This window comes from Spirochaeta isovalerica, assembly GCF_014207565.1.
In the GTDB taxonomy this organism is placed as follows: Bacteria; Spirochaetota; Spirochaetia; order DSM-2461; family DSM-2461; genus Spirochaeta_F; species Spirochaeta_F isovalerica.
Map to the genome: position 1 here is coordinate 231,594 of NZ_JACHGJ010000001.1, position 17,223 is coordinate 248,816.

General features: G+C 44.3%; 15 protein-coding genes and 1 pseudogene. 14 read left to right on the plus strand and 2 right to left on the minus strand.

The genetic code is table 11. The annotated features are described in order from the left end of the window. Positions 1-93: 93 nt before the first annotated feature. The 11 genes from gap to HNR50_RS00935 all read left to right on the plus strand — a co-directional run bounded on the left by gap (position 94) and on the right by HNR50_RS00935 (position 10,153). Entirely contained in the window at positions 94-1,095 is a 1,002-nt protein-coding gene (gene gap / locus HNR50_RS00885) for a type I glyceraldehyde-3-phosphate dehydrogenase (protein ID WP_184742479.1), read from the plus strand. Between the two features lie 35 nt (positions 1,096-1,130). Then, positions 1,131-2,312 carry a phosphoglycerate kinase gene (locus HNR50_RS00890; protein WP_184742481.1) on the plus strand — a complete coding sequence of 394 codons (1,182 nt, stop codon included), beginning with the start codon at positions 1,131-1,133 and terminating at the stop codon, positions 2,310-2,312. Between the two features lie 22 nt (positions 2,313-2,334). Further along, entirely contained in the window at positions 2,335-3,087 is a 753-nt protein-coding gene (tpiA, locus tag HNR50_RS00895) for a triose-phosphate isomerase (RefSeq protein WP_184742483.1), read from the plus strand. A 15-nt stretch (positions 3,088-3,102) separates the two neighbouring features. After that, positions 3,103-3,435 carry a preprotein translocase subunit SecG gene (gene secG, locus HNR50_RS00900; RefSeq protein ID WP_184742485.1) on the plus strand — a complete coding sequence of 111 codons (333 nt, stop codon included), beginning with the start codon at positions 3,103-3,105 and terminating at the stop codon, positions 3,433-3,435. A gap of 66 nt (positions 3,436-3,501) precedes the next feature. After that, positions 3,502-3,915, plus strand: coding sequence for a flavodoxin family protein (locus tag HNR50_RS00905; RefSeq protein WP_184742487.1), 414 nt, complete (start codon positions 3,502-3,504; stop codon positions 3,913-3,915). Positions 3,916-4,047: 132 nt separating this feature from the next. Beyond that, entirely contained in the window at positions 4,048-5,115 is a 1,068-nt protein-coding gene (locus tag HNR50_RS00910) for a peptidylprolyl isomerase (RefSeq protein WP_184742489.1), read from the plus strand. A gap of 3 nt (positions 5,116-5,118) precedes the next feature. Then, complete coding sequence (nusB, locus tag HNR50_RS00915; protein ID WP_184742491.1) at positions 5,119-5,526, plus strand: transcription antitermination factor NusB; 408 nt, start codon at positions 5,119-5,121, stop codon at positions 5,524-5,526. A gap of 3 nt (positions 5,527-5,529) precedes the next feature. After that, positions 5,530-7,206 carry a tetratricopeptide repeat protein gene (locus HNR50_RS00920; RefSeq protein ID WP_184742493.1) on the plus strand — a complete coding sequence of 559 codons (1,677 nt, stop codon included), beginning with the start codon at positions 5,530-5,532 and terminating at the stop codon, positions 7,204-7,206. 18 nt (positions 7,207-7,224) lie between these two features. Then, positions 7,225-7,974 carry a type I methionyl aminopeptidase gene (gene map / locus HNR50_RS00925; protein WP_184742495.1) on the plus strand — a complete coding sequence of 250 codons (750 nt, stop codon included), beginning with the start codon at positions 7,225-7,227 and terminating at the stop codon, positions 7,972-7,974. A 75-nt stretch (positions 7,975-8,049) separates the two neighbouring features. Further along, positions 8,050-9,537, plus strand: coding sequence for a Do family serine endopeptidase (locus tag HNR50_RS00930; RefSeq protein WP_184742497.1), 1,488 nt, complete (start codon positions 8,050-8,052; stop codon positions 9,535-9,537). A gap of 16 nt (positions 9,538-9,553) precedes the next feature. Further along, complete coding sequence (locus tag HNR50_RS00935) at positions 9,554-10,153, plus strand: phosphoribosyltransferase (protein ID WP_184742499.1); 600 nt, start codon at positions 9,554-9,556, stop codon at positions 10,151-10,153. A gap of 55 nt (positions 10,154-10,208) precedes the next feature. Here HNR50_RS00935 and HNR50_RS00940 read toward each other — a convergent pair whose 3' ends face one another. Beyond that, positions 10,209-11,543, minus strand: a complete 1,335-nt coding sequence (locus tag HNR50_RS00940) for a hypothetical protein (RefSeq protein ID WP_184742501.1) — start codon at positions 11,541-11,543, stop codon at positions 10,209-10,211. Between the two features lie 17 nt (positions 11,544-11,560). Further along, complete coding sequence (locus HNR50_RS00945; protein ID WP_184742503.1) at positions 11,561-12,187, minus strand: TP0733 family outer membrane beta-barrel protein; 627 nt, start codon at positions 12,185-12,187, stop codon at positions 11,561-11,563. A gap of 155 nt (positions 12,188-12,342) precedes the next feature. On the opposite strand from HNR50_RS00945, the gene folD reads away from it, so the two are divergent. The 3 genes and pseudogenes from folD to HNR50_RS00965 all read left to right on the plus strand — a co-directional run bounded on the left by folD (position 12,343) and on the right by HNR50_RS00965 (position 17,221). Continuing rightward, complete coding sequence (gene folD / locus HNR50_RS00950) at positions 12,343-13,233, plus strand: bifunctional methylenetetrahydrofolate dehydrogenase/methenyltetrahydrofolate cyclohydrolase FolD (protein ID WP_184742505.1); 891 nt, start codon at positions 12,343-12,345, stop codon at positions 13,231-13,233. Positions 13,234-13,388: 155 nt separating this feature from the next. After that, positions 13,389-15,218, plus strand: a pseudogene (locus tag HNR50_RS22230) (hypothetical protein). Continuing rightward, positions 15,215-17,221: an LCP family protein gene (locus HNR50_RS00965; protein ID WP_184742512.1), complete on the plus strand. Its 2,007-nt coding sequence runs from the start codon at positions 15,215-15,217 to the stop codon at positions 17,219-17,221. The pseudogene HNR50_RS22230 and the gene HNR50_RS00965 overlap by 4 nt, the downstream one beginning before the upstream one ends. Positions 17,222-17,223: the final 2 nt, after the last annotated feature.

Here is a 17,223-nt window from a genome sequence, read left to right on the forward strand (position 1 = left end):
AATACGTGTTTTCAAAACTTTTATATGGATTATCTGCAGCTTTGCTCCACAGGAACATTCACAGGGCTATAAAAAAAGGAAAGGGAGTTACCAATGAAAATAGCTATTAACGGTTTCGGACGAATCGGAAGAAATGTTTTTAAAATCGCCATGGAAAGAGATGATCTGGACATTGTGGCTATAAATGATCTGACCGATCCCGAAACGCTTGCGCATCTTTTGAAATACGATTCAACATACGGCGTTTACAATAAAGTCGTTGAAGTGAAAAATGATGCCATATCGGTAGATGGCAAAGAGGTTCGCATATTTTCTGAAAGGAACCCGTCTGACTTGCCCTGGGGATCTCTCGGCATCGATGTCGTTATCGAATCGACAGGAGTATTCCGGACGGCGGAAGGACCCAGAGGCGGATATAAGGACCACATAAAAGCGGGCGCCCGCAAAGTCATACTTACAGTCCCGGCTAAAGACTCTATCGATCAGACAATTGTTCTCGGCGTAAATGACGATGCTCTCGATTTGACCAATACGGCTTTTTCAAACGCTTCCTGCACAACTAACTGCCTGAGCCCGATAGCAAAAGTGCTTAATGACAAGTTCGGTATCGAACAGGGGCTTATGACTACGATTCACGCCTACACCAATGATCAGGTTATTCTCGATATGCCTCACTCCGATCTGAGACGGGCCAGAAGCTGCGCCCTTTCGATCATTCCGACAACAACAGGCGCGGCTGCCGCAGTGGGGAAGGTTATACCGGAATTAAACGGAAAACTTAATGGTATGGCCATGAGAGTTCCCACACCGACAGGTTCCATAGTCGACCTGGTCGTCAAATTGAAAAAAGATGTATCTGTGGAAGATATTAATAATGCCATGAAACAAGCCGCAGAAGGACCCATGAAGGGGATTCTGCAGTATACGGAAGATCCCATTGTCTCAAGGGATGTTCAGGGCAATCCCCATTCTTCCATTTTTGATGCTCTGAGCACAATGAAACAGGGTGAGGGATTCTTTAAAGTCCTTTCCTGGTATGATAATGAAATGGGCTACTCCACAAGGGTTGTCGACCTGGCTGAAAAACTGGCATAAATATAAATGTAATAAGTGAAACCAAGGAGAATAATATGAGTGTAAAAACCGTAGAGGAGATGGATTTAAAGAACAAAAGAGTTCTTGTCCGTGTAGATTTTAACGTTCCTTTAAAAGACGGAGTCATAACCGATGATACGAGAATCCTGAGAGCGATTCCCACCCTGAAGTATATATTGAAACAGGAAGGAGCATCTCTTATTCTTATGAGCCATCTCGGGCGACCTTCCGAGGAGAGAGAACCTCAGTTCAGCATGAAACAGCTGGCTGCCCATCTCTCGGAAGCCGCCGGAGTTCCCGTTGTAACAGCTCCTGACTGTGTCGGAGATGAAGTGGAAAAACTGGCTGAAGAATTAAAGCCCGGTGAAATCCTTCTTCTCGAAAATACAAGATATCATAAAGCTGAAACTAAAAATGATCCTGATTTCGCTGCGCAGCTTGCCAGACTGGGTGATGTTTATATCAATGATGCATTCGGAGCGGCTCACAGAGCTCATGCCTCAACTGAAGGTGTGACTAAATATCTCCCTTCGGCCGCGGGATTTCTCATGGAAAAGGAATGCCGTTTTTTTGACGGCGTTCTCGGCAATCCGGAAAAACCATTTGTCGCCATAATCGGCGGAGCTAAGGTGTCCTCCAAAATAAGCGTGCTCGAATCGCTTGTCAGCAAATGTACGACTTTTGTAATCGGCGGCGGAATGGCTTACACCTTTCTCAAGGCCAAAGGTTATGAGATTGGAAATTCTCTTTTCGAAGAAGATTACCTCGATGTGGCAAAATCCTTTCTGAAAAAAGCCGAAGAGGCCGGTGTTGAAGTCATTCTTCCTCTTGACCATATCGTCGCATCCGAATTTGCAGAAAACGCCGACTCCGAATATGTCGGGGACATCAATATTCCCGCCGGTAAGCTGGCTATGGACGTTGGTGAAAAGACTGTTGCCGCAGTAAAAACAAGAATTGAAGCGGCCAGAACTGTCGTATGGAATGGACCTATGGGCGTTTTTGAGTTTGACAAATTCGCAGCCGGAACAAAAGCAGTTGCTGAATTCGTTGCTGAGTGTAAAGGCGTCACTGTTGTCGGCGGTGGAGACTCAGTAGCGGCAGTAAACAAATTCAATCTCGCGGACAGAATCGACCATGTGTCTACCGGTGGCGGAGCTTCTCTTGAATACCTTGAAGGCAAGCAGCTTCCCGGCGTCGTTGCGCTCAGAAAATAAACATAAGATATAAGGAAATATGATGAGAGATTATTTAATTGCAGGTAACTGGAAAATGAACAAGACCCCTTCCGAAGCGAAGGAACTTGTAAAAGAAATACTTCCCCTGGTAAAAGACAGCACGACTAAGGTGGCCGTAGCTCCTTCTTTTGTGGCAATCCCCGCTGTAGCCGAACTGGTCAAGGGAACAAACGTCATACTCGCCGCTCAGAACATGGCCGACGATGAAGAGGGTGCCTTCACGGGAGAGACTTCTGTTCTTATGCTCAAGGACCTGGGAGTGGAAATGGTTATCCTCGGGCATTCCGAAAGAAGAAGTATCTATAAAGAGTCAAATGAGACGATAAATAAAAAAGTTAAGCTTGCCTTAAAGCATGATCTTACTGTAGACTTGTGTATCGGTGAAACTCTCGAGGAGAGAGAAGCGGGAAAAGCCGAAGCTGTATGTTTTGAACAGCTTGAAAAAGGACTGGCCGGTGTATCCGAAGCTGAACTTGCCAATATCGTTATTGCCTATGAACCAGTATGGGCCATCGGTACCGGTAAGACGGCTTCTCCTGAAGATGCTGAAGCTGTGCATAAAGCCTGCAGAGGAAAACTGGCTGAAATGTACTCTGCCGCAGCAGCGGATAAAATTATCATTCAGTACGGTGGATCAGTCAAACCCGCTAATGTTAAGGAACTAATGGCAATGGAAAATATTGATGGCGGTCTTATCGGAGGCGCATCACTAACAGCGGATTCATTCGCTGCACTTGTCAATTTTAATAAATAGAATTCGGAGACATTCATGGGGATTATAGAAACACTTTTATTAGTTGTTTTCGCAATTAGCGCATTGCTTCTGATAATCGTCGTCCTTATGCAGGATGATCAGGGTGAAGGACTCGGAGGAATATTCGGTGGAGGAAGCTCTACGCCTTTCGGTTCTTCATCAGGAAATGTTCTGACAAAAATAACTGGAGTGCTCGGTGTAATATTCATCGTAAGTTCTCTGGGAATGGCTTACATTTCCAGAACAGTTGAGAATGATGATGTTCTCGGTGAGGCTCGGAGAAGCGTTACCGAACAGTCTGATAACTGGTTTGAGAACAGCGATTCTGATAGCAGTTCGAACGAGTAATTCATTCATTTGCAAAAAGGGAGTCTCAACAGGACTCCCTTTTGTCATGTATAAAGGGGAAGCAAAATGAGAGTAGCCGTCGTATATTTTCAGAGCGGTAACAGCGCAGTCAAAAAAACAGCAGAGGCTCTGGCTCAGGGGATAGCCACGGAAAACCACATTGTAGATCTTATAAACGGTGAAACGGATACGGATAAGAAACTGACCGGATATGAGTATATTGCAATAGGTACAGCTCCCCAGACTCTTTTCAGAGGTCGTATATCCGATAGAATCAGTACATATCTTAAAAATGCCGGGATGCTCAGCGGTAAGAGATCCTATGCATTTGTTTGCAAAAAAGGATTCGGTTCAGCCAAAGCTCTCAGAAGTCTGATGGCGGATATGGAAAAAGAGGGCATGATGCTCAAAATTTCCGATGTTCTTTATTCTGCCGAAGAGGCGACTGCTGCCGGAAAGAAGCTGCACGTCAAAAAATAAGAAGTCTGATCGCAATCGTTTATCCTGAACTTTGATAAAAAGAAAAAAAAGTGTTACTTATGTGTGTGATTCAGGTTTTATTAGTACATCCAGGGTAAAACCGGAACCATATTCAGTAATTGAAGGAATATTATGAAGAAAACAATATTTATAACGGCACTCCTGTGTCTTACCTCAACAATCTTCGGACAGTCGCTTCTCGATAAACCCGCAGCTGTCATTAAGCTGATTGAAACGGAACCGATAAGCTCGAAACTGGTGAATCAGAATATAAAAATTCTTGAGACAAACGCCCGACGGGAGTTCACTTTAGAGGAAAAGACCGCAGTTCTCGACTCTATGATAGACTCGGCGCTGGTCGTTCAGGCGGCGAAGCGGGACGGTATAACCATTTCGGACGCCCAGGTGAAGCAGTACGGTATTGCTCAGATCAGCCAGGCTGCCGGAAGACCTCTGTCTGAAGCAGAGTTTACTCAGTATATAGAACAGAAAACCCGTCAGCCGATTTCCGCATACCTCGGGGAGCTGAAGAAACAGCTTCTTATTCAGAATTACATATCTGAAAAGGGAAAAAATGATTTTCTTAATATAGCTCAACCCAGCGAAAGAGAAATAACTGCTGCCTATACGAAGGAAGAAACTTCCTTCATCAATCCGGAAATGGTAAGAGTCAGCCATGTCTTTTTCTCTTTTATTGCCGATCCTTTCACATCTCCCCGGATGATGAACGCGACAGAGAAGGAAGCTGTTCAGAAGAAAGCCGATGATATTATGAAAAAGCTGAAAAACGGCACAATGACATTTGAGCAGGCAGTAAGACTCCATTCCGAAGACCAGGATAGCAAAGTCAAAGCCGGCGATATCGGTTTTCTGGTCAGAAACGACCAGAATGCTCTGCAGAATCTGGGTGCTTCATTTATCGATGAGGTGTATAATATGTCTGTCGGCCAGATTGAACTCATTCAATCGGTTGCCGGTTATCATATTGTAAGAGTCACGGACCGGATAGATAAGAAATTTCTGAAGCTTGATGACCCTGTAAATCCTGCAGAGCAGATGACAGTCCGTGAATACATCGGTCAGCAGCTCTACCTTCAGAAGAGACAGGAAATGTTCCAGGTCGTTTCTAAGAGAGAAGTCGAGCGTATAAGAAATGAAGCTGAAGTGACGCTTTACAAACAGAATCTCGGTTGGGAATAAAAAATGGGATTAAGACGCAAAGCCAGAATTCTCGCTTTTCAGACAATTTACAGTTGGGACATTAATCATTCGTCAATTGAAGAACTTCTTGACTTCAGCTGGAAAAAAGAAGATATAAACAGCGACGTAGCCGATTTCGCAAGGCTGCTTGCCGGTGGAACTGTTGAAAATATTGAACAGATAGACAGTGTTATAAAGAAAAATATTCGCAATTGGGAATTTGAAAGACTTGCCAAAGTGGATCTGGCTATCCTGAGAACTTCAATTTTTGAGATACTGTTTCAGGAGGACGTTCCTGCCGGTGTGACCATCAATGAAGCTGTTGAAATCGCAAAAAGCTTCGGATCCGATGAATCCTATAAATTTATCAATGGAGTTCTCGATAATATAAGAAGAACACAAAACGGATAAACGGTGCTTGCTATAAACGGTCGGAAATCCCTAATCATTCTGGATGTCGCACTACTCATTTTGGCTTTGACCATTGGAGGCTTTCTCCTCAGTCAGAATGATTTCTCTTATTATGTCGAATTGGTTCGACCGAATCGTTCTGCGGAATTCAGGGATAATCTTGCCGCAGTCGATAGAATGATAAATGGCGGAGGATACAGTTCCGCCATTTCTTATCTGAAAAAAGGCTCATCATTCGCTGAAACCGGTTTGAACTGGATGAGCGTGATAAAAAGAGCTTATATGCTCAGTGAGAAAACCGGAGACGAGTCCCTTTTTCACAAATATGTAAAGAAGGGATTTGACGAATATCCGGGAAATGAAGACATAAGAGCTTTAAGGGTTTTTTCACTTCTGAAACAGCAGGAATATGAAGCGGCGTCCGAGTTATCTCTCGGCATCGGGAATTCCTACTATGATAATCTTAAAGTGGAAGCTGCTTTGAGTGCTGAATTCGCTTCCGATACGATAGCCGATCCTTTTTCCTATCTTCTTGACTTACTGAAGGAATCAGAAGACCCCTCTATTTTCAGACGTGTCGGTGAAATTACGGGCAATGACAAACTCCTCTTTGATGCAGCCGTTCTGTATATGAAGTCCGGTGAGATCAAAAGCGCCTACAATCTTGCTTCGGGAATTACGGGAGCCTGGGTCAATGATGAAGCAATCGGCATGATTGCGATAGATGCCGGGCAATTCAATCATGCGCTTTCCCGTCTTCTGAATCAGAATCAGATAGATTTGCGTAATCACAACGAGAGATGGGCTGTTCAGCTTATCCTGGGAGATCTGCTGCAGCTCGAGGGTAATCTTAATGATTCCGCTCAATACTACAGAAGATCGCTGGAAATCAATAGTTCGGGAAGCTGGCAGCAGTATGCGAATTATTCCAGACTGTTAAAGGCGCAGGGACGTTTTCGCCAGTCAATGACGACTTTACAGGATGCCATTGATGTTTTCCCCGACAGGGAAAAAGAACTGGTTGTATCAATGGTCGTCAATCAATTCGACAGAAACAGATCCACAACCGAAAGATATCTGAAATCTTTTCTCGATAGACATCCCGATGATCCGGAAGCCAATCTGCTGGTGATCGAGCATTTTCCCATTCAGACAACACCTGAAAAATACGGAGCGAGAATCTGGGAACTCTATAATAAAAACCCCTCGAATAGAGCCATAGCTGAGTTTCTTATCTGGTATCTGCTCGGAGTTGGGGATATAGAGGGAACGACTCTGGTTCTCGACCGGTTTGACAGAGACAGCGGGCGATCCTACTGGACCGTTTTCTACAGAGCTCTCAGCCTTTCGATGAATAAAGGATTTAATGAAGCGGAAACTCTGCTCAGCGAATCCATAGGTATGAAACAAACCTGGTATGCCTATTATAATCTGGCGGTCATTCAATTGTTTCTGGGTAAATTCAGTCCGGCTTTGAATAATCTTCAGGAAGCGGAGGTCCTTCTTTCTAAATCCGATCTGGAAAAGACCCGTTATCTTGCCAGTATTAAAACAAAATATGCTGTTGCTTATATCGGTTTGAGAGAGCTTGATAATGCGAGAGTCTCTTTAAGCGAAGCTCTGAGACTGGACAGCAACAATCTTGAAGCCGCTCTTCTGACCAGGGAAATTCAAAATTAAACAGTACGGAGAATCAGTTTGATTAATATAAAAAATGAAGATCAGATAAACAGGATCCGCGAATCCTGTCATTTGCTCGCCGACACATTTGATGAAATAGAGAAACATATCGAAGCAGGGATTTCAACTCTGGAACTCAATAATATTGCTGATGATTTTATCAGAAGGAACGGAGGGATTCCTTCATTTCTTGGATATGGAGGATTTCCCGGCGCTATCTGTGCATCGGTAAATGACACGGTCATCCATGGCATTCCCGATAAAACAAAACTTCGCAACGGAGATGTTATCGGAATCGATATGGGAATCAATCTCAACGGATACTTCAGTGACAGGGCTGTAACCTATTCTGTGGGCACAGTTGAAGAAGATGTCCGCAAACTGCTTCGGATTACGGAGGAGAGCCTCTATAAAGCCATTGAAGCTGCTGTTGCCGGTAATAGAATCAAAGATATATCCAAAGCGGTGACAAATCATATTGAACCTTATGGATACGGGGTCGTCTATGATTTCTGCGGACATGGCGTTGGTCTGGCTGTCCATGAGGATCCTTCCATACCCAATTATTATCCTTACCGGGGATTCAATCCGCGCATCAAGCCGGGAATGGTTCTTGCCATTGAACCGATGATCAATCTTGGAACAGATGAAGTGGAAGTGCTGGAGGATGACTGGACCGTGAAGACTCTCGACAGAAAAACATCAGCCCATTTCGAGCACACTATTGCGATTTTTAAAGATCACACGGAAATACTTACCCGGAAGTAAAACCCGGTATATGCATGTCTCTAGTTATTAAATTATTTATGAGTCATTGTATAGTGTCATAAGGAGAACAAATTTATGAAGCTTGTTCCTTCCGCTCAAAAAGCCGGAACTATTGCTCTGATGGTATTGAGCCTGTTAACAGGGTTTATTTTTTCAATATTGATATACAAGGTGATTGATAATAACAAGGCGATAGAGTCAGTATATGCTGAATCCGTCCTGGATAATGATTTGGGTAGAGCGCTGGCTCTTCAGAATGTCTACAGGAAAGTCGCTTCCCATGTCCTGCCTGTCGTTGTAGAGATAGATGCAGTCGAATTTAAGGATACGGACAGTGAGGAATCATTCAATCCTTTCCGGTTTTTCCGAGAGCCCGGAGATGAGGGCGGCGTAGAGGACGAATCTCCGAAATACCGCAGTGAAGGGCTTGGTTCGGGAATCATCGTCAGGAGAGAGGATGACACATATTACGTTCTGACGAACAACCATGTGGCCGGAAATGCGGACGAAATAACCATTAAGCTTTTTGATGAGAGATCCTACGATGGCGTAATGGTCGGAACTGATGAGAGAAAAGATCTCGCACTTGTCTCTTTCGAGACAGATGAGGATCTGGCTATCGGCACTCTCGGCGATTCTGATGATTTGTATGTGGGGGATTTTGTTCTGGCTGTAGGGAATCCTTTCGGGTTCAAATCGACTGTTACTTCGGGAATCGTCAGCGCTCTGGGCCGCCAGCAGGGACCGGATGAGAATATCAGCGATTTTATACAGACCGATGCCGCTATCAATCAGGGGAATTCCGGTGGAGCATTGGTGAATCTGGAAGGGGAGATCATCGGAGTCAATACCTGGATTACAACCCCCACGGGAGGCAGTATCGGTCTGGGATTCAGCATACCCATCAATAATGCCAAGAAGGCCATCGAAGATATTATCAGCAATGGTTCACCCGAGTACGGATGGCTTGGCGTTTCGATTTTCAGTGTTTCGCAGGAAGTGGCTGACAGTCTCGGTCTGGAATCGGCCCGGGGAGTTTTAATCAGTCAGGTGTTCAAGAATTCTCCTGCTCAAAAAGGCGGTTTAAAGCCGGGCGATGTTGTTATGAACGTCGACGGTAAGGCCATAAAATCCAGTGAGGAATTGAATTATCTGATTGGAGATATCATCCCAGGCACTCGGGTCTCAATGGAATTGATACGGGATGGAATCCCTATATCTGTTTCGGTTCGCATAGAAAAACGGGAATCGGAAGATTCCATACAAAACGTTTCTTCGAGCAATCTGGCCTGGCCGGGCGCATTAATCGGTCCCTTGACCGGAGAAATCAAAAAAGAATTCTCTATTGACGATGGAGAAACCGGTGTAGTAGTTTATGATGTATATCCTAAAACTCCCATGCAGATAGCCGGACTGAAAGATTGGGATATCATAAAAGAAGTAAATGGTTCGGCGGTAACCAATCTGCAGGAATTTTACAGGATTTTAAACAGCAGCAGTAAAATTACAATAACTTATGTTCGCGAAGGGGTCACATTTGAGACCTCGACAATCGTAAAATAATAAGAGCAGGAGAAATATGGAAAAAGTCTTCATTCCCTACGATACGATAAGAAATAATGCCCTCAAGCTTGCTAATGAGGTCTATGAGAGCGGTTTTACCCCTGATGTTATTTATATTCCGCTTAGAGGCGGCGCTTATATGGGTAATGTATTCAGTGAATACTATAAACTCGTACGGAAAAACGAGCGTCCCGTTTTTTATGCAGCTGTTGTAGCCCGATCCTATACGGATATTCATAAACGGGACAATGTCATGATCGACGGCTGGACCTACGATCCCCAGTATCTGAGAAACGGAGATAAAGTGCTCTTTGTCGATGATGTATTCGACTCGGGCGTCACATTGAACTATCTGGTTGAGGAGATTATGTCTCACGGCATTCCCCGGGAGGATATCAAAGTAGCCGTTCACGATTACAAAGTCTTTCCCAATAAAAGAAAATTGCCGATTCAACCGGATTTTTTCTGTGAAAAAATTATCATAGAGAATGAAGACGAGGAAAAGTGGCTTCACTACATGAGCCATGAGTTTGCCGGTCTGACTTCAGAAGAAATTGATAAGTATTACAGTGACGACCCTGAAGTAAAAGACATTCTGAAGAAGATTGTAAAATAGAGATGATTAAGCAAAAAAAAGCACCGAATCAGATCGGTGCTTTTTATTTGCTTATTTATTCCCAGCCCCAGACTCTGATGCTGGGATCATCTTTATCCACTTCATTGGCGAAGACGCCGTCACCGGCCGTATAGGCGAACAGACGGTCTTTTCCGGTATCGACGAGAAAGCCTAAAATAGAAGCACTGGACAGATCACTGCTGTTGTAGTTGTTCTCATCGGAGAAGTTGGTATCTACCCAGTCCCAGGCGGAATCTGCTCCTGAAGCGTCGAGCTGTACGTATCCTTCTCCATCATAAGTGGTTTCTATTTTATTTCCGGTAGTCCCGATTAGAATCTGGTCGGAAGCTATTGAGCCTAGGCCGTTTATATTCACAAACCCCTTGAGCCAGGCATTGCTGCTTGTCAGCTCCCTGAAAGCCGTTCCATTGTAGATATGAAGTGAACCGGCTGTGTCTGAAACGAGAAGCCTTGTGCCGTCAAATGCATATAGGTCTACAAAGCGTACTGATGCGGGTGCACCTGATACAGCTGAAAAGGAAGAGGTCGTTACCACATTGGAAGAAGAGTATAAAGCCCCTTCTGTATCATCATTTATAATAAGAAACCATTCATCATTTCCGTCGAATACAATGTTTTCAACCTTTGCAACTGCAGGCGTACCGGAATCTAGATCTCCCAGAAGAGTAATATCAGCATTATCAATCTGTATTTCAGAGCTTAAGGTGTTGTTTATATTATTTGTCGCTGGATCATCTGCATAATAAAGATATGACTGGGAAATAACGCCTGATGTATCAACGCTTGATTCAAATCTGTATTTTAAATGGTTAATGAATAGATCATCACCCCCTGAGTTTTCATCTGCAAATAAGCGGTAGACATTCGAATAATGAACATTGCTGTGTGCAACAGCTGTTTTAACTTGCGCGTCCCAATCTGCTGAAGAGACTGATGCAGGAGCCGACACATCTGCATAAGGTAAGCTGAATATGCCACTTACAATTGATGCACCATCAAAAGATATCCGTGAAATAAACATGGTTTCTGAACCGATGGCTCCGACCTTAACCATCGAGGTGACAGCGGCGTCGGAGTCGAATGCTGTTGTCTCTAGTCCGTTATTTGTACCGTCAGGCAGAACAAGTTCAGCCCAGTCGTCCTCACTGGAAACCGAGCTGTCGCTTCTGTAATATATCTTCGTCCCGGCATTACCGAAATAATAGCTTCCGATTTGCACCATGCTGGTAAAACCGGCGCTGTTGCTCAGATTGTTTCTTTCCAGAATAACTTCTTCATTCTCCAGTGAAAAGAAGATACTGGTCTCGTTACAGGAGAAAAATGTTATCAGAACAATTGACAAAGTCGTTATTTTAAACAGTTTTTTCACAAAAAAATCCTTGATTATTAGAAATGGTACCGGGCTGAAAGAGTGAAATCGAGGAAATTCCCGATTCTATCCTGGGTATGGTCAGCCGGTATGTATTCGGGTGATATCCAGTAAACGAGATTGCCGCCGAATGACCAGTCGCTATTGTAGTGCCAGTAGAGAGACACTCCCGGTTTCATCAGAAATTGAACATTCTTTTCTTCCTGATAAGTTATGATGTTTATCCCCATGCCGAGAAAAAGAGGCAGGGAAAATTGTCCGAAATGGAATTCATAAGCGACTCTCGCCGTTATGGGAACCATGAAAAAGGAATTCTTATTGGGGCTCCTGGCAAAAATGCCTCCCAGTTCCAATCCGATTTTGAAGTTATTGTTCAGGTAAGCTTCATACATCAGAGATCCCGCTCCGCCGACCGTCAGGTTTGTAACTGCCGCAGCTCCGTCGCTGTCATAAGGGGTGGGGTCGAAAAAGAACAGGGGTATAAACAGCCCTGCGTTTATTGTAAAGTTCTGGTCTCCCAGACCGTATAAGTCGATTTTCTGAGGTTCTGCCTCTATAGGAGCTTCATCCTGCGCATATATGAAATTTAACTGCAGCAAGGAGAATACAAGAGTCGCGAGAAGCAGTTTTTTAGTCTTTGTCAAATTGATCCTCTTCCTTCAATAATTTATGTGATATTATCATAGTAACCATTAATCATCAATAAAGTTACAAAAAAGCCTTTTTTATAAAAAGAGAGGAAAATGCACTAACATTTCTGTAACTTTATTTTAATATTAGGAACTATCGGAGGTACATGATGGCAGCGGAACTTATGGATGGAAAGCTTCTGGCTCAGGAAATGAAAGAGGAACTGAAAGCTCAGGTTGAGGAATTAAAATCCAAGGGAATTACACCGGGGCTTGGCGTTATTTTAGTAGGAGATAACCCTGCCAGCAAGAGTTATGTGACATCCAAGGAAAAAGCCTGTGAAAGGATCGGTATTTTTTCCGATGATACCAGACTTCCCGACACGATTACGGAAGAGGAGCTTCTGTCCCATGTGGACAGAATGAACAGAGATGATAAAATCCATGGCATCCTGGTTCAGCTTCCCTTACCGAAGCATATAGATGAAGACAAGATTATCAATGCCATCAGCCCCGATAAAGATGTCGACGGCTTTCATCCCGTCAGCGTAGGTAGAATGGTGCTGGGGCAGGAGACATTCCTACCCTGTACGCCTCATGGCTGCCTTAAACTGCTCGAACGGTATGATGTGGAAACGGAAGGCGCTGAAGTCGTGGTTATCGGCAGAAGCAATATAGTCGGGAAGCCGGTCGCCAATCTCCTTATGAGAAAAGACAAACCGGGTAATTCGACGGTCACTGTCTGCCATACAAGAACGAAAAAGGAAGATCTGCTGACTCATACGAAAAAGGCGGATATCATTATCGTAGCATCCGGTTTTCCCAATACGCTGACGGCGGATATGGTAAAAGACGGAGTTGTCGTTATTGATGTTGGCATCAACCGTGTTGAAGATGCTTCGAGAGAAAGAGGATACAGATTGATCGGTGATGCCGATTTTGATTCTCTCAAGGAGAAGTGCAGTAAAATTACGCCCGTACCGGGTGGAGTCGGTCCCATGACCATTACGATGCTTCTTTTCAATACGGTGCAGTCTGCCCGGAACAGACTGAGCAAATAGGAAATTACGGCCTGCGCGTGCGCAGGCCTTTTTTTAAATCCCATATATCAGGAGTAAGGAAATTGGCTCTCAATATCGTTGAAAAAATCGATGGAAATGTAAAAATCCAAAATGTTCTGATCAGTCTGTCCGACAAGACCGGGCTGGAAAAATTCGTGAAGTCTCTGCTGGAAATCAATCAAGACGTCACTTTTTATTCCACCGGAGGCACCTATAAAGCGATAGAAGAGCTCATAGGGACAAAAAATCTGGTAGCTGTGTCTGAATACACAGGTCAGCCGGAAATGCAGGGCGGACTCGTGAAGACCCTGGATTTCAAAATCTACATGGGGCTTCTCGGTGAAACCTATAATGAAGGTCACCGTAACGATCTCGACAGAATCGGTGGGATTGATTTTGATCTTGTTGCGGTCAATCTCTATCCCTTCAGCAAAACGGTTTCACAGGATGGCGTAACAGTGGAAATGGGAAGAACCAACATAGATATCGGCGGTCCCTGTATGTTGAGAGCTTCGGCTAAAAACTTTCTCCGGGTCCTGTCACTCTGTAATCCGGCCGATTACGATGCGGTTATCTCGGAACTGAAGGCGAATGAAGGGTATATATCTCTGGAAACAAGATTTGCCATGGCGGAAAAGACTTTTGCCCATACGGCGGAATATGATAGAAATATTTTTGAGTTTTTTAAGAAATCTTCTGCCGCGGAGATGAAAAAATGTTATCGGGAGGAAAAGTAAATGGCGGATCTGAAAAAATCCTACAGCACCATAATGGAAGACAGTTTCACACCTTCCATGGAAATATCTTTTATCGACGGGGATAAGAAACAGACTCTTGTATACGAGAAAGTGAACTGGGAGATCGAAGGTGAAAAGAAAGGTCTCCGCTACGGGGAAAATCCCGGGCAGCCCGCGGCTCTTTACCGGCCTGTGAACGGCAATATCATTCTCGGAGAGGTTAAGATGCTTGAACCGGGAAATTATCTCGCTTCGGATATCGATCTTCTTCAGTCGGGAAAACATCCGGGGAAAACTAATATAGCCGATGCTGATGCGGCTCTCAACATTCTGAAGTATTTTTCTGAAACGCCATGCTGCGTAATAATCAAACACAATAATCCCTGCGGAGTGGCTAAAGGCAAAACTAATGAAGATGCCTATACCAAAGCTCTTCTGGCTGATAGAATCGCCGCTTTCGGCGGAGCGGTGGCTATCAACCGCAAAGTAGATGTTGAGACAGCAAAGAAAATGGTTGAAAATTATCATGAAGTAATCATCGCTCCCGATTATGAAAAGGATGCATTGGAACTTTTTTCCACGAAAAAGAATCTCAGGGTTATGAAAATCGATAATATGAAGAGACTTGAGACATTTATAGGAGAGCCGGTTCTCGATTTCAAATCCATGATGGATGGAGGGGTTATCGTTCAGTGGTCCTATATTCCCGAGACTCTCAGGAAAGGAGATTTCCTCAAAGCGGAAACTACCCGGAAAGGAGAGGAATACAAAGTCAATCGGACGCCAACAGAGAGTGAGTACGAAGATCTTCTTTTCGGATGGCTTGTCGAAGCCGGGGTTACATCAAACTCTGTCCTTTATGTTAAAGACGGTGTGACTGTTGCCATCGGCACTGGCGAACAGGACCGGGTCGGAGTGGCGACTATAGCCAGAGACAAAGCCTATAGGAACATGAAAGACCGAATCTCCTGGACAAAGTACAAAACGCCGTGGACATCCATGACCGATCCTGATTTAATAAGGGAAATTGAAGAAGAGGTGAATGCAGCCAACGGCGGTCTGAAAGGCAGCGTAATGGTATCAGACGCGTTCTTTCCCTTCCGGGACGGAATTGATGTCGGCTTGAAAGAAGGAGTGACCGCTGTTGTCCAACCGGGCGGTTCTCTGCGTGATTTCGAGAGTATCGAAGCGTGTAATGAGTTCAATGCCGCTATGGTGTTCACCGGGCAACGGAGTTTTAAACATTGATCGACTGGGGAAAAATATTCCGAATTGCCGCTGCAGCTGCAGCGGTAATTCTTGTAACTGTTATTATTGTGCTGACTATACAGATGGGGCGATTGAAGAGCCGGTTCTCTGACAGCGAGGATTTTTATAGAGCCTCTCTGGAGAATCAGCGTATGACAATCGATCAGATGTCCCAGAATCTGCAGATCCTCGCATCGGGCAGCAATGAAGTCCGCCGTTATATGAGTTTGCCGGAAAAGCAGTTAATTAGAGGAGCATCAGATGACGGGAATAAGGATTCTGTAGATCCCGCCGTTTCTTTTTATGATGCTTTCCGCTATCTCGTCTCTCAGGAAGAGGAAGAGAATCTTGCGGCAGCTTTTTCTCTCTGGCTTGAGGAGGGTGATATACAGGAGTATTTTTCCTCACGGAATTTTTCTTTCAACAGAATAAACGGAACTCAGGCTGCGATTATGCGCGATGGTGAGGAAATGCTGACCCTTTACTGGAACAGCGGAGATTCCGCCGTTGAATTTTCCGATGTAGCGGGAAACAGATATTCTCTTCCTTTTGACGATGAGCCAGATCAGACGCTGAATAAGGCTTCTAATATTCTCGATACCTATACTGGTAGGATAAGGGAGAGAGAGGACTACCTCAACCGGTTGACCGGCAGCTCCGAAATAGCAGATGTTCTGAAAAGCAGAGGATTGGCCATTGAGGCACAATCTGCCTCCCGTTACAATCTAATCAATCTTAAAGATGAATCCTTTATGGATTCAATCGGTCGTAGAGGAATGGATTTCTACGCGGGAAATGAATCATTCTCTGATGAAAGTGCTTTTAGGCAGGGTTTGATTGAGTTTATAAGTGAAATAAGCATTGAAACGGAATCGGAAAGAATCGATAAGCTTGTTCTGGCGAAGATGGAGGAAGTTTTTGCCGATGAAGGCTTTAAAGTGCTTCTCGAATCGGAAAACTGTCAGAGAGAGCTTCAAAGGGAAGAGGACGGGGAATTCGTATATTTCCATATTTTCAGAAATGACGGAACGGTAAAAGGCTCATATGCCCTTCAGAAAGAATTCGGTGAGGTCCTGTTGATTTCCGGAGACGGGAAATATCTTAAATCTCTCGACCGTTTCACTCCGGATAATGATTTCCGTTCCCTGGTCATCAGCGACGATAAGCAGGATAATAGCTCTCCCTTCGCCCTGGATGATTCTTCTGATACTTTTCTAGTTGTGGGAACCCATGAGCATAATGCTGATACGATGATCATAGTCCATGCCGATAACATTTCGGGTAAGATAAAAATGATCAGTTTCCCCCGAGATCTGTACTATAAAGGCAGTAAGATCAACAATATCTATAAAGAGCAGGGACCGGAACAGTTGGCAAAAGAATTGTCAGAAATCACCGGATATTCCATTAAGAAGTATATCTCTATCGATATGTTCGCCTTTATCGATGTCATAAACATCCTGGGGGGCATCGATGTGACTCTTGAAAGCGATTTGATTGATCCAACGTATAAAGTGAAAAACAATGGAGTCTGGTCTACGCTCTATTACAGAAAGGGGACCCATCATCTCGATGGCGTGGCGGCACTGAGAGTGGCCCGCTCCCGGCACGGTTCGGAAGCCTATGACCGTTCAAGACGGCAGCAGTTGATAGTAAAAGCCATTATGGACAGGCTCAATTCCCTGGGCGCCAGTGACATGTCAACATTTTATGACTTTGTAACTTCTGTTTTCTCCTATATCGATACAAATCTTACCATTGCCGATCTTGCCAAAAGTTTTGTGATGTATAAAGATAACGAAATTGACGATCCCGTTACACTGAACCTCGATAATATACTTGTCGCCCGTTGGTCGAATACGTATCTTTTACCTATTGAAGAAGAGAAAAAGCTGCTGGCCGATGACAATTTCTTTGCGGGACAGTGGATTGTCGTCCCCCGGGACAATGATTGGGATCTGTTCAATAAATTTATCGGAAATGTGTTAAACAATGGTAATTAAAT